We start from the raw sequence: 13,140 nt of genomic DNA on the forward strand, positions 1-13,140 counted from the left end.
GACCCGAGTAGACGATTTCGATGCAGCTGACCTTCGGCGACGCGGAGTACAACGGCAAGCGCAAGCGGACGCGGCGTGAGGTGTTCTTGGCCGAGATGGACCAGGTCGTGCCGTGGAAGGACCTGCTGGCGCTGATCGAGCCGCACTACCCGAAGTCGGGGCAGCCGGGGCGACAGCCGTATCGGCTGGAGACCATGCTGCGCATCCACTTTTTGCAGCAGTGGTATGCACTGAGCGATCCATCGGCGGAAGAAGCGCTGTACGACACGGTGTCGATGCGCCGTTTCGCCAAGATCGGCGGGCTGGATGAGGTGCCGGACGAGACGACGATTCTCAACTTCCGCCATCTGTTGGAGCAGCACGATTTGGCGCGCAAGCTGTTCAATCGGGTCAACGCGCACCTGTCGCGCAAGGGGCAGAGCTTGCGCGGCGGGACGATCGTGGACGCCACGATCATCGCTGCGCCCAGCTCGACCAAGAACAAGGATGGCGAGCGCGATCCGGAGATGCACCAAACCAAGAAGGGCAACCAGTACTACTTCGGGATGAAGGCGCACATCGGGGTGGACGATGACTCCGGGCTGGTGCACCACGTGGAGTGCACGGCGGCCAACGTGGCCGATATCACACAAGCGCACAAGCTGCTGCACGGCAAGGAGGACACGCTGTGCGCGGACAGCGGCTACACCGGGCTTGAGAAACGCGAGGAGATGAAGCGCAAGCGCAAACTGCGCTACCTGATCGCGGAGAAGCCCTCGAAGCTGAAGCAGATTAAGAACAAGCGCGAACTGAAGTTGGCCAAGCGCTGGGAGCACACAAAAGCCAGCCTGCGTGCAAAGGTGGAACACCCGTTTCGGGTGATCAAGCGCCAGTTTGGCTACGTCAAGGTGCGCTATCGCGGTTTGGCGAAGAACACCGCACAGATGCTGATGCTGTTTGCGCTGTCGAATCTGTGGCTGAAGCGCAAAGAGTTCATTACCGCCGCGGGGTAGGTGCGCCCGTAATCGGGACGATACCCCGAAAAAGCGCCAAAAACGGCGAAAAACCGAGGATCTGAGCGCGGTCACCGCGACCGATATGGCTTACCACATCCTCCGATCGCGTTGTTCAGACCTTCCTTAAAGGTCCAGTTCACGCCAAGACCGGGAAATGGCTCGGTAGCAATGTAGTCGCCATCGATAATGAGCTCAAAGGGGACCCCTGCGTCCCCAGCCTCCCGCATGTCACGGAAGCCAGCGATCGCATGCCATACCGCCGAGTTGGCGGTGGTGACCGCCTGTATCGCTGCATCGAAAGGTGACTGCGCGCAGTCATATCACCAAGCCTGTGCTTGATGCGCTGCAACTACGAAAAAACCGGCTTTCGCCGGCTTTCGTTTGACACTGAATTCATGGTGGGCGGTACAGGGTTCGAACCTGTGACCCTTGCCGTGTGAAGGCAATGCTCTACCGCTGAGCTAACCGCCCGGTGACGCGAGCCGCACATTATAGGGCAGCGGCGGCGGTCGTCAACAACTGTTTACCTGCTCTCTTTCACGCCAGCCAGATCGCACATTCATCGCACCGGTCTGCCGCGATGACCTAGCAGCTCTACCGCGAGCCTCACTGGCATCTCGCCCTGCCCCTGCCGCTTACATCGTATGCGTCGGCTTGTCCGAGGTGGTCAATCCGGCCAGCAGCGTCTCGATCTTGTTGCGTACCGCCTCGCCTTCCGGGCCGTCGGGGAACTGCACGCCGATGCCGGCGGCGCGGTTGCCCTGCGCGCCGGCAGGCGTGGTCCAGATGACCTTGCCGGCGACCGGCAGACGCTCGCTGGAGTCCGGCAGGGTCAGCAGCAGGAAGACTTCGTCGCCCAGCATGTAGCGCTTGGGCGTGGGCACGAAGATGCCGCCGCCTTTCACGAACGGCATGTAGGCGCTGTAGAGCGCTGGCTTGTCTTTCAACGCCAGCGACAAAATGCCTTGGCGTGCATTCATTGCACTCATCGAGTTCCCCTAGGACGTGGCTGGCGCTCTCCCTCGCGCCAGGACAGCAATAATTCCGTCACTGCCAGGTCGGCGCGGACGGTGGTGCGCAGCAGATCGCGGGTGCGGTTGGCAGCGTCGAACCAGGTCGCCAGCTTGTGCAACCGCGATGGATCGGTCAAGCCGGCCGATGCCTGTGCCAATGCCAGATCGGCAGCATGGCGCAGGCGTTGGTCGGCCTGGCCATCGTTGGTCCACCGCTGCGCGACATCGACGGCGCCAGCGCGCCCACTGGCGATCTGCTCCAGATCCTGCGCAACCGCACGCCGCACGGCCAGGCCATCTTCGCGCAACCACTGCGCGGCCAGGCCGGGGTGGCCGCGCGCGGCGTCCAGCGCTTCCTGCGCGGCGCGCTCGCTCACACCCTGGGACAGCAACCAGGCCAGCGCCTCGTGCGCGGGCGGCAGCTTGAATTCCAGGCGCTGGCAACGGCTGCGGATGGTCGCCGGCAGACGCGCTGGCTGCGCGCTGATCAACCACAGGTAGCGCCCTGGCGAGGGTTCTTCCAGGGTCTTGAGCAAGGCATTGCAGGCCGAGCGATTGATCGCATCGGCCGGGTCGACGATCACGACCTGCGCGATGCCGTACTGCGGGGTCAGCGCGAGTTTCTGCGAAATTTCGCGCACCTGCTCGATGATGATCTCGGTACGCAGTTTGTCGCCGGTGCGATTGGGAATGAACGAGACCAGTTGCAGGTCCGGATGGGTACCGGCGGCAATCAGCTGGCGTGTGCGCTGCGCCAGCGCCGGGTCTGGCGAACTGGCCAGGACGTGCTCGGCCAGGGCCAGGGCGACCGCGCGCTTGCCCAGACCTTGCGGGCCGCAGATCAGCAACCCATGTCCGAGCCGCCCCGCATCCAGCGCAGCCACGGTCTGGTCGAAGGCGCGCTGCTGCCAGGGCGAAAATGCGGCGGTCATGGCGTGGTCTCCGTCTGCGGCGTGCTCGGCAGCCGGCGGCGCTGCAGATAGCGCGCTACCGCTGCGTTATGTTCGGCCAACGTGGCCGAAAACGCGTGCGCGCCGGTGCCATCGCCCACCGCCACGAAATACAGCGCTTCGCCGGGCGCCGGCCGCACCGCCGCCAGCAGCGCCTCGCGCCCCGGCATGGCGATCGGCGTCGGCGTCAGGCCGGTGCGGGTGTAGGTGTTGTACGGCGTATCGGTGGTCAGGTCGCGGCGACGGATATTGCCGTCGTAGCTGCTGCCGATGCCATAGATCACGGTGGGGTCGGTCTGCAGCTTCATGCCCAGCTGCAAGCGGCGCAGGAACACCCCGGCGATGAGCGGGCGCTCGGAGGCCAGCGCCGTTTCCTTTTCGATGATCGAGGCCAGGATCAATGCCTGCTCCGGCGAGGCGAGCGGCAGGTTCGGGGCGCGCTGCTCCCAGGCCTGCGCCAATGCCTTGTCCATGGCCGCATGCGCGCGCTTGAGCACATCGATGTCGCTGTCGCCACGCTGGTACACATAGGTCTCCGGCAGGAAGCGTCCTTCCGGATGCTGCTTGGCAAATCCCAGCCGGGCCATCAGTGCCGCATCGTCCAGCGCATTGATGGAATGTTGCAGCGGCGTGGCAGTCGCCAGGGCGGCGCGCAGCTGACGGAAATTCCAGCCTTCCACGATCGTGAAGCGGTATTGGATCACCCGCCCCTGGCGCATGCGCGTCAGCAGCTCACGCGGCGACAGCGCCGGCGACAGCGCATACTCGCCCACCTTGAGCTTGCCGGCCGCACCGACCTGGCGCGCCAACAGCTGCCATTCCAGCTCGGTGCCCTGCGCCAGGCCGGCAGCACGCAGTTTGCGCAACGTGGCCTTGAGCGAATCGCCGGGCGCAATCACCACGCTGGGCGCGCTCGCGGCCACGGGGGTATCGGCGAAGTGCAGGTAATGCCGCCACGCCACCACGGCGGCAATCGCCAGTAGCGCTGCAAGCAGCAACACCGTGCCCAGCACGGCCAGACATCCGCGTTTGCCAGTCACCGCCACACCCACCTCGTCATTGCCCCTGCGCCGCGCAGGATACCGCGCGCCGGTGATGTCCCGTTGAAGCGCTCATGTCTGCTCGATCGCACGCAACACGCCACGCGCCTTGGCGCGGGTTTCGTCCAGCTCGCGCTGCGGATCCGAATCCACCACGATCCCGGCCCCGGTGCGGAACCGCACCTGGCGACCGGCCACCTCGGCAGTGCGGATCAGGATATTCAGATCCATGTCGCCATCGCGATTGAGCCAGCCCAATGCGCCGGTATAGGCCCCACGCGCAGTCTGTTCGAGCTCGGCGATGACCTGCATGCAGCGCACCTTCGGGCAACCGGTAATGGTGCCACCGGGAAACACCGCGGCAATTACCTCACCGGGCGTTACCCCGGCGCGCAGGCGCCCGCGCACGTTGCTGACGATGTGATGCACATGCGCATAGCTCTCCACGCACATCAACTCGTCCACCTCCACGGTGCCCGGCGCGCAAAGGCGGCCCAGGTCGTTGCGCTCCAGATCGATCAGCATCACGTGCTCGGCGCGCTCTTTCGGATGCCCCACCAGCTCACGAATACGTGCAGCATCGTCGTCGCCGGCAAACCGCGCGCGTGTTCCGGCGATCGGACGCGTCTGCACCACATCGCCCTGTACCGAGACCAGCCGTTCGGGCGAGGAACTGGCCACTGCACGCCCGGCTGCCACGAACAGGCCGGCGAACGGCGCCGGATTGGCTGCACGCAGGCGCGTATGCAAGGCGGCAGGATCGACCACCGCAGCGAATGCCGCGTGCCAGGCGCGCGAGATATTGGCCTGGAACACATCGCCGGCGCGCAGGTAATCGAGCACGCGCTCCACTGCCGCGGTAAAACGCTCGGGGGCATCTTCGTCCACCGCAAGCGGCCCGGCCCAGGCAGGCAGCGGCGGCAGTGCGGCGCAGGCAGCAATGTCCTCGCCGATCTGCTGCAACAACTCCTCCCGACCCGGCTCTGCCAGCGCCACGCAGCGCCCGTGCAGGCGATCGCGCAGCACCGCTGCCGGCGCGCGCAAGGCCAGCGCGGTGGGCACGCCATCGCTGCGCGTCGGCAACTGCAGAATCGGTTCGACCTGCGCTGCCAACTCGTAATCCAGCAATAGCGCCCAACCGCCGCGAAATGGCCAGGGGCTCGCAGGCGCGTGCGGCACCCGCTCGGCCTGCCAGGCGGCATCCAGCGCCGCCAGGAAACCGCCCTCCAGCACTTGCCCAGTGCCATCGCGCGTGCGTCCGTCCGGATCCAGCCGCAGGCATGGCCCCTCCGCCAGCAGCAGGACATCCCAGCGACCGTGCTCGGTGCCGGAAGCGCTGGATTCCAGCAGGGCCGGATAGCGCTGCGGTGACAGCCGATGCAGCGCCAGCAGGTCGATGTCCGCATGCAGTGATCGGGTAAGCGTCATCGGTCCGGCATGGCGTGAGGTACAGGCGCGCCGCTGCCGTACGCAGCGCACGCGAGGAGTGGATCAACGGTTGATCGCAGGATGGAACATCAACCCGCACGCCGGCAGTGCATGCGGCAGCCAGGCAGATCGCGCGCCAATGACGGCCACGCGACCGATTTGCAGAGTCAAACGCGCTTGAACACCAGCGTGCCGTTGGTGCCGCCAAAGCCGAAGCCGTTGGACATCACCGCATCCACCTGCACCTCGCGCGCGACGTTCGGCACGTAATCCAGGTCGCAGCCGTCGCTTGGCTCTTCCAGGTTGATGGTCGGCGGGATGATGCCGGTGTGCAGCGCCATCACCGAGAAGATCGCTTCCACACCGCCAGCCGCGCCGAGCAGGTGTCCGGTCATCGACTTGGTCGAGCTCACCATGGTCTTGTAGGCGTGATCGCCCAGCGCGCGCTTCATCGCCATCGTTTCGGCCAGGTCGCCCAGCGGCGTGGAGGTGCCGTGCGCGTTGAGGTAGCCGATCTGCTCGGGATTGAGCTTGGCATCGCGCAACGCTGCCGCCATGCTGCGCGCCGCGCCCTCGCCGTCTTCGCTGGGGGCGGTCATGTGGAACGCATCGGAGCTGGCACCGAAGCCGACCAGTTCGGCATAGATGCGCGCGCCACGCGCCTTGGCGTGTTCGTACTCTTCCAGCACCAGCACGCCGGCGCCGTCGCCCAGCACGAAGCCATCGCGCTGCTTGTCCCATGGCCGCGAGGCGCCGGTGGGATCATCGTTACGGGTGGACATCGCTTTCATCGCGCAAAAGCCGCCCACCGAACTCGGCGAGGAGCCGCGCTCGGCACCGCCCGCCAGCATCACGTCGGCATCGCCGTGCTGGATCATGCGCATCGCGGTGCCGATCGAATGATTGGACGTGGCGCAGGCCGATACCGCCGAGAACGTCGGGCCCTTCAGCCCTTTGATCAGGCTCACCTGGCCGGGCAGCATGTTGATGATGGTGCTGGGCACATAGAACGGCGAAATCTTGCGTGCGCCGCCCTCATGGAATTTGATGGTCTGCTCTTCAATGCCGAGCAGGCCGCCGATGCCGGAGCCGAGAATGGCGCCCACGCGTTCGGCATTGCTTTCGTCGATTTCCAGGCCGGAATCGTCCAGCGCCATGAACGAGGCGCCGACACCGTAGTGGATGAACGAATCCATCTTCTTGACGTCCTTGGCGGACACAAAAAGCGTGGGGTCGAAATTCTTGATTTCACCGGCGATCTTGGTGGTGAACTGCGAGGCATCGATCTGCGTGATCGGGCCAATGCCCGAGCGGCCGTGGACGATTCCATCCCAGCTGGTGGCCAGATCATTGCCCAGCGGCGACACCATGCCCATGCCGGTAACGACAACACGACGACTCATTGCAGATCTCCTCACCACGGAACGGACGGTGCTTGGGGTTTGCGGGTGACACTTGAAAAACACAGGGCCGCATCAGCGGCCCCATGGAATGTCTGATGCGGCAGCGGCTCGATGCACGCCGCCGCGATCAGGAACAACGCATCAGCTCTTGACGTGAGCCTTGACGTAGTCGATCGCCTGCTGCACCGAGGTGATCTTCTCGGCTTCTTCGTCCGGGATCTCGCACTCGAACTCTTCTTCCAGCGCCATCACCAGCTCGACGGTGTCCAGCGAGTCGGCACCCAGGTCATCGACGAACGATGCGCTGGTGGTGACTTCCTCTTCCTTGACGCCGAGTTGTTCGACGACGATTTTCTTGACGCGTTCTTCGATGGTGCTCATTGGGGATATCGCTCCAGCTGGAGTAGTGGTGGTTCGAGTTTCAGGATCCCCGCACACGATGTGCGGTGCTCCTGTGAGGGACTCACAAAATGCCATCGCTGCTGCGATGGCCGCGTTGGATAGTGTAGTGGAAGCGACCGGGCCTTGCATTGCATCACAACTCCCGGCCGATCAGCCACTTAGCGCCTCCCGGCGCCGCACGCTTACGGCATGTACATGCCGCCGTTGACGTGCAGGGTCTCACCGGTGATGTAGCGGGCCGTCGGGCCGGCCAGAAACGCCACCGCATTGGCGATGTCTTCCGGCTGGCCCAGATGACCCAGCGCAATCTGTTGCAACAAGGCGGTCCTGGCCTCGTCCGGCAGCGCCTTGGTCATGTCGGTGTCGATAAAACCGGGCGCCACCACATTCACGGTCACCCCGCGCGAGCCAATTTCCTTGGCCAGCGATTTGGAGAACGCGATGATGCCGGCCTTGGCGGCGGCATAGTTGGTCTGGCCCGGATTGCCGGTCACGCCCACCACCGAGGCGATATTGATGATGCGGCCCTTGCGCGCCTTCATCATGCCGCGCATGACCGCCTTGGAGGTGCGGAACACGCTGGTCAGGTTGGTGTCGATAATCGCCTGCCAGTCGTCGTCCTTCATCCGCATCAACAGATTGTCGCGGGTGATGCCGGCGTTGTTGACCAGGATCGAGATGGCGCCGAACTCCTTGCCGATGGCATCGATCAGGCCATCGACCGCAACCGCGTCGGTGACGTTCAGTTCACGGCCGTGTCCGCCGTGGGCCGCCAGACGCTCGCCGATCGCCGCAGCGCCGGAGGTCGAGGTGGCGGTGCCGATGACCGTGGCGCCCTGGGCGGCCAGGGTGTCGGCAATGGCCGCACCGATGCCGCGACTGGCGCCGGTGACGAGGGCGATTTCGCCCTGCAGGGGCTTGCTCATGATTGCTGTTCCTCGATGGGGGACGCCGCAACCGTGGCCGCGAACGTCGAGGGGTGCCGGCACCACCGGCAGCGGCGTTGGATCAGTGCGCCCACGCGTCGAGCGCGCCGGCATAGTCGGCAGGCGTTGCCAGCGGCCGTGCGTCCAGACTCTTGTCGATCCGCTTGATCAGCCCGCTCAGCACCTTGCCCGGGCCGCATTCGGCAACGCGGGTGATGCCCCGGCTGGCGAGCGCCTGCACGCAGCCGGTCCATTGCACCGGCAGGTAGAGCTGCTCCACCAACGCCTGGCGGATGGCCGTGTTGCCTTCATGTACGCGCGCGTCCACGTTCTGCACCACCGGAATCTGCGGGGCGTGCCAGGTCAGCCCGGCCATTGCCTCGCCGAGCTGGTTGGCGGCATCGCGCATCAGCGGGGTGTGCGATGGCACGCTCACGGCCAGCTTGACCGCCTTGCGCACGCCGCGTTCGGCCAGCAGTGCCAGCGCGCGATCCACCGCCGCAGCGTGGCCGCCAATCACGATCTGACCGGGCGAATTGAAGTTGGCCGGCACCACGACGTCGCTACCGGACGCCTGCTCACAGACCTCCTGTACCACGGCATCTTCTGCGCCCAGCACCGCAGCCATCGCGCCGACGCCCGCCGGTGCCGCAGCCTGCATGAACTGGCCGCGCAACCGCACCAGATGCGCACCATCGTGCAGCGACAAGGCGCCGGCCGCGACCAGCGCGGTGTATTCGCCCAAGCTGTGTCCCGCCAGCAGCGTCGGGCGCTGCCCGCGCTGGGCAGTCCACAGCCGCCACACCGCCACGCCCGCGGCCAACAAGGCGGGCTGGGTGTATTCGGTGCGATTGAGCATTTCTTCCGGGCCGCCCTGGGACAAGGCCCATAAGTCGACGCCAGCGCCTTCGGAGGCTTCGGCAAACGTGTCGCGAATCTGCGGGTGCAGTTCGGACAATTCGGCCAGCATGCCCAAGGACTGCGAGCCCTGGCCGGGAAACACGAAGGCGAGAGTGGATTCGGTCACGCGTTGCTGCCTACAAAAATCGAGCCGGGATCATACGTGCGAAATCGCCCCGGCGTCTGTACTGCCGCGTATGCAGATGGCCGCGCGGACGTGTCGCCACTTCGCAAAACCGCACACCGGGCGGGGTCGGGCCGTGCGCGCAACGGCAGCAGTCGCGCTGACGCGCCGCTATTCGGGTTCGATGATGAAAGCGCTGCCGGCGAAGGCGGCGCGGCCAGCGCCCGCAACGCCAGCGAGGAAGCTGAAGGGCCGGGCGCACCCGGTGCTGCCAGCTGCGCCTTGCCTACCCCGGCAGCGGAAATGCCGCCGCTTGTCCACGCAGCACCCCGTCCTCATCGACCAGCTGCCAGACCACACCCCCGGCGATCCGGAAGCGTGAACCATCCTTCGCGATCCGCACACCCGCGTAGCCGCTTACGACGCCGTCGCGGGTGACCGCATCGAGCAACCGCTGACGTTCCGCTCGTTCCGGCAATTCTGCCGATAGCCGCGATGGCATGCCGACGAACTCGCCCCAGCTATAGCCGAAAACGCGCTGCGCCGCCTGGTTCGCATAGACAAACCGCGGGTCTGCATCGGTATCGTGCGCAAGCAGGGCGAAAGGCGCATCGCGATATAGCCAATCGGGCTCGATCGGTCGATCTGCGACCAACGGGCGGCCTGCAAACCGCCGGTAACTACCGGTGAGCAAGGCGACGAAGTCGGGGTCGTGGGCGGGGTGCATGCGCTGAATTTACCTGCCCGCCGGCCTGCCCGACGCCCTGGCCCGCAAACGGGTCGCATCTGGCGAATCAAGCGAATCACGCGACCTAAGACCGGGCGCTGCCCGTCACGGAAATTCAAACGCTCCGAAACCGTACACACGCCCCGGGAGGCAAGATTGCCACCACCGCAAGGTAAAGACGCGCGCCCCCGCCATGCACGAATCCGCTTGAGTGGACGTGCGCACCTATTTGCGCGCAGGACGCAGAAACGTCAGTAGCGCAGCAGCGCCGAGCCCCAGGTGAAGCCGCCACCGAAGGCTTCCAGCAACAGCAACTGCCCACGCTGCACGCGACCGGAGCGGACCGCCTCGTCCAGTGCCAGCGGCACCGACGCAGACGACGTATTGCCATGGCGATCCACGGTAACGACCACCTGCTCCATCGGCAGCTCCAGCCGCTTGGCAGTGGCTTCAATGATGCGCAGGTTGGCCTGATGCGGAATCAGCCAATCCAGGTCGTGCTTGTCGTAGCCATTTGCCGCCAGAGTCTCGTCGACCACCGAGTCCAGCGCCTTGACCGCATACTTGAAGACGTCGTTGCCCTTCATCAGCAACGCGCCGCCGCCATTCTTGCCTTCGCCGAACCCCACCGAGACCCCCACCGGATCCCACAGCAGCTCTTTCTTGCTGCCATCAGCGTGCAAATGGGTGCTGAGGATGCCGGTTTCTTCGTCGGCCTTGAGGATCACCGCGCCGGCGCCATCGCCGAACAGCACGCAGGTGGTGCGATCAGTCCAGTCGACGATGCGGGTCAGGGTTTCTGCGCCAACCACCAGTACGGTCTTGGCGTCGCCACTGCGTACGAACTTGTCGGCCACGCTGAGCGCGTAGACAAAACCCGAGCAGGCAGCATTGACGTCCATCGCACCGCAACCGACGTTACCCAGCCGGGCCTGCAACAAGCAGGCGGTCGACGGAAAGATCAGGTCCGGGGTGGTGGTACCGATGACGATCAGATCGATCTCGTCGGCGGTCACACCGGCCGCTTCCATCGCCTTCAGCGAGGCGAAATACGCCAGATCGCTGGTGGTCTGGTCGTCGGCAACGATGTGACGTTCACGGATGCCAGTGCGCGAGAAGATCCATTCATCGCTGGTGTCGACGATCTTCGACATGTCGTCGTTGGTCAACACCTTTTCGGGCAAATAGCTACCCGTGCCCGCGATTCTGGAATAGATCCGCTTGCTCATACTGTTCCCTGTTGCAAGAGCCGCGGTGACCGGCGGCTCCTGAAGAAGCGAGAGTCACCCGGCCGCGTCGAACGCGGCGGGCGCCACGGATCAATCTTCTTGGACGGCCGACGACTTGGTCGCGATCACCTTCTTGCCGCGGTAATAACCGTCAGCGGTGATGTGGTGGCGCAGATGGATCTCGCCGCTGGTCGGGTCGGTCGACAGCTGCTTGGCGGTCAGGGCATCGTGCGAACGACGCTGGCCGCGGCGGGACGGGGTGACACGGGATTTCTGCACAGCCATGGGATTGCTCCAACTTTAGTTCGATAACTTGTCTGTTGAGTCGAACAGCACGCTCTACGCCCGCCTCGACCTGTCTTACCGCCCTTAACAGCGGCGGTTACTGTTTCTTCAACGCTGCCAGCGCCGCGAACGGACTGGCCTTGTCTTGCTCTTCCTGGGTCGGAACCCATTCGGCGTCGATCGCTTCGCTACCCGGCGCCACCGGCACCACTGGCACTGACAGCACCAGTTCGTCCTCGATCATGTCGACTGCCCGCAGCATGCCATCTTCCGGCACCAGCAACGCTTCGTACTCGGCCGGCAATGCAGCTTCGTCGGCCTCGTCACGGATCAAACCAAGACGCTGTCTGATTTGCACCGGATACAGAAAGCGTTGCAGGCTGCGCTGGCAGGCCAGCGGAAGCTCCACATCGATACCGAGTTCGACATAGGCGACCTTGAGCAGAGGGTCTTGATCGAATTGAAGCGAATAGACACATTCGCCGTCGGTATCGACAAGACTTCCCTGCAGACGGGTCATCGCAGAGAGCGGGATGCGGCCGTCGAAGCGCCTGCGCGCTGCGACCATCCGCCAAGCATCCAGCATTTCGGGCACGTTTGCGGACATAAGCCGCAGAATGTTAAAGACCCGCGGCAGCCCTGTCAAATGACTCCATTCACGCGATTGCCGCAGGGGCCGCGGGACGGCAGACTCCCCTGCCCACCCCGGTAGCGCGCCATGATGCCACGCCTGATCCTTGCTTCCACGTCTGTCTATCGGCGCGAGCTGCTCGGGCGCCTGCAGCTCGAGTTCGACACCGTCCAGCCGGAGGTCGATGAGCAGGCACAGCCGGGCGAATCCCCGAGCGCACTGGCCAGCCGCCTGGCTGTGGAAAAAGCCGCCGCGGTGGCAGCCCGCTTCCCGGCCGCCTGGGTGATCGGCTCGGACCAGGTCGCCGACCTGGACGGCCAGGCGTTGGGCAAACCCGGCACGCGCGAGCGTGCCCGGATGCAGCTGACTGCCATGTCCGGCCAAACCGTGCGCTTCCATACCGCCGTCAGCCTGGTCGGCCCGGAACGCCAGCTGCACGCGCTGGACCTGACCGAGGTGCAGCTCCGCGCGCTGACCATCGCCGAGATCGAACGCTACCTGGACGCCGAACCGGCCCTGGATTGCGCCGGCAGCTTCAAATGCGAAGGCCTCGGCATGAGCCTGTTCGACGCGGTCCGCTCGCAAGACCCCACCGCCTTGGTGGGCCTACCGCTGATTGCGCTGGCGCGGTTGTTACGGCAAGCGGAATTTGACCTGCCTTGAGTGATCGACAGCGATGACCCAATAGAAGGCAAGACCTCGTTTGCAATCAGGGCGCCAGAATCGAGTCAACCGCTTGAACCACCAGACGCGAAGGCAAGCCCAAAACCCAGGGGTTACCTCTTACCCTGGGAGCACGAAGACATGAGGGAGCAACGTCTGCATGCGCCAATGCCCGTTCGTTCCCAGCCAGAAGACACTCAGGGTTCCAATCAGTCCGGCGGCGTATGCCGTAGCACCCAGACGCTCAGTTTGAACCAGACGTCGCAGCATCCACACTGCCAGCAACGCCGACGCAACACCCGCCCGAATCTGCAGCCATTGATCTCGATAAAACCATCTGAGCTCGGCAAGACGCAGCAGGCTGGGCAAGACCTCACGATGTCCGTTGTCCCACCGCAAGTACAGTCCGTGGCCAAGGCTGGCT

The 13,140-nt window shown here is 64.9% G+C and carries 14 protein-coding genes and 1 tRNA gene; 2 read left to right on the plus strand and 13 right to left on the minus strand.

What is annotated here, in order from left to right; all coding sequences use genetic code 11:
- Positions 1 to 20: 20 nt before the first annotated feature.
- The gene (locus tag ACCQ03_RS12785) at positions 21 to 992 is read left to right on the plus strand and encodes an IS5 family transposase (RefSeq protein WP_150147813.1); all 972 of its coding nucleotides are present in this window, start codon (positions 21 to 23) and stop codon (positions 990 to 992) included.
- Between the two features lie 399 nt (positions 993 to 1,391).
- Here ACCQ03_RS12785 and ACCQ03_RS12790 read toward each other — a convergent pair.
- From ACCQ03_RS12790 to ACCQ03_RS12850, 13 genes are all read right to left on the minus strand, one after another.
- Positions 1,392 to 1,466, minus strand: a tRNA-Val gene (locus ACCQ03_RS12790).
- Positions 1,467 to 1,630: 164 nt separating this feature from the next.
- Positions 1,631 to 1,984 carry a PilZ domain-containing protein gene (locus ACCQ03_RS12795; protein ID WP_003483889.1) on the minus strand — a complete coding sequence of 118 codons (354 nt, stop codon included), beginning with the start codon at positions 1,982 to 1,984 and terminating at the stop codon, positions 1,631 to 1,633.
- Entirely contained in the window at positions 1,981 to 2,940 is a 960-nt protein-coding gene (locus tag ACCQ03_RS12800; protein WP_150145637.1) for a DNA polymerase III subunit delta', read from the minus strand. The genes ACCQ03_RS12795 and ACCQ03_RS12800 overlap by 4 nt, the downstream gene beginning before the upstream one ends.
- Positions 2,937 to 4,010: an endolytic transglycosylase MltG gene (gene mltG, locus ACCQ03_RS12805; RefSeq protein WP_017159644.1), complete on the minus strand. Its 1,074-nt coding sequence runs from the start codon at positions 4,008 to 4,010 to the stop codon at positions 2,937 to 2,939. The genes ACCQ03_RS12800 and mltG overlap by 4 nt, the downstream gene beginning before the upstream one ends.
- Positions 4,011 to 4,070: 60 nt before the next feature.
- Positions 4,071 to 5,426 carry an aminodeoxychorismate synthase component I gene (locus ACCQ03_RS12810; protein WP_057677870.1) on the minus strand — a complete coding sequence of 452 codons (1,356 nt, stop codon included), beginning with the start codon at positions 5,424 to 5,426 and terminating at the stop codon, positions 4,071 to 4,073.
- A 167-nt stretch (positions 5,427 to 5,593) separates the two neighbouring features.
- Positions 5,594 to 6,829, minus strand: coding sequence for a beta-ketoacyl-ACP synthase II (gene fabF, locus ACCQ03_RS12815; RefSeq protein ID WP_017155788.1), 1,236 nt, complete (start codon positions 6,827 to 6,829; stop codon positions 5,594 to 5,596).
- Between the two features lie 141 nt (positions 6,830 to 6,970).
- Positions 6,971 to 7,210 carry an acyl carrier protein gene (acpP, locus tag ACCQ03_RS12820; RefSeq protein WP_002814322.1) on the minus strand — a complete coding sequence of 80 codons (240 nt, stop codon included), beginning with the start codon at positions 7,208 to 7,210 and terminating at the stop codon, positions 6,971 to 6,973.
- Between the two features lie 203 nt (positions 7,211 to 7,413).
- The gene (gene fabG / locus ACCQ03_RS12825) at positions 7,414 to 8,157 is read right to left on the minus strand and encodes a 3-oxoacyl-ACP reductase FabG (protein ID WP_057677871.1); all 744 of its coding nucleotides are present in this window, start codon (positions 8,155 to 8,157) and stop codon (positions 7,414 to 7,416) included.
- An 82-nt stretch (positions 8,158 to 8,239) separates the two neighbouring features.
- Positions 8,240 to 9,184, minus strand: a complete 945-nt coding sequence (gene fabD / locus ACCQ03_RS12830) for an ACP S-malonyltransferase (RefSeq protein WP_057677872.1) — start codon at positions 9,182 to 9,184, stop codon at positions 8,240 to 8,242.
- Between the two features lie 283 nt (positions 9,185 to 9,467).
- Positions 9,468 to 9,908 (minus strand): MEKHLA domain-containing protein, encoded by a 441-nt coding sequence (locus ACCQ03_RS12835; protein WP_057677873.1) that lies wholly within the window; start codon positions 9,906 to 9,908, stop codon positions 9,468 to 9,470.
- 251 nt (positions 9,909 to 10,159) lie between these two features.
- On the minus strand, positions 10,160 to 11,137 hold the full coding sequence (locus ACCQ03_RS12840) for a beta-ketoacyl-ACP synthase III (RefSeq protein WP_031421440.1): 978 nt from the start codon (positions 11,135 to 11,137) through the stop codon (positions 10,160 to 10,162).
- A gap of 90 nt (positions 11,138 to 11,227) precedes the next feature.
- A complete protein-coding gene (gene rpmF / locus ACCQ03_RS12845) occupies positions 11,228 to 11,422 on the minus strand; it encodes a 50S ribosomal protein L32 (protein ID WP_003483870.1) in 195 nt (64 codons plus the stop codon).
- 97 nt (positions 11,423 to 11,519) lie between these two features.
- The gene (locus tag ACCQ03_RS12850; RefSeq protein ID WP_150147563.1) at positions 11,520 to 12,029 is read right to left on the minus strand and encodes a YceD family protein; all 510 of its coding nucleotides are present in this window, start codon (positions 12,027 to 12,029) and stop codon (positions 11,520 to 11,522) included.
- 111 nt (positions 12,030 to 12,140) lie between these two features.
- Here ACCQ03_RS12850 and ACCQ03_RS12855 point away from each other — a divergent pair, with 111 nt between their 5' ends.
- Positions 12,141 to 12,716 (plus strand): Maf family protein, encoded by a 576-nt coding sequence (locus ACCQ03_RS12855; RefSeq protein WP_209227049.1) that lies wholly within the window; start codon positions 12,141 to 12,143, stop codon positions 12,714 to 12,716.
- Positions 12,717 to 13,140 lie beyond the last annotated feature (424 nt).

This window comes from Xanthomonas sp. NCPPB 3569 (genome assembly GCF_041475645.2).
Taxonomy (GTDB): Bacteria; Pseudomonadota; Gammaproteobacteria; order Xanthomonadales; family Xanthomonadaceae; genus Xanthomonas; species Xanthomonas phaseoli.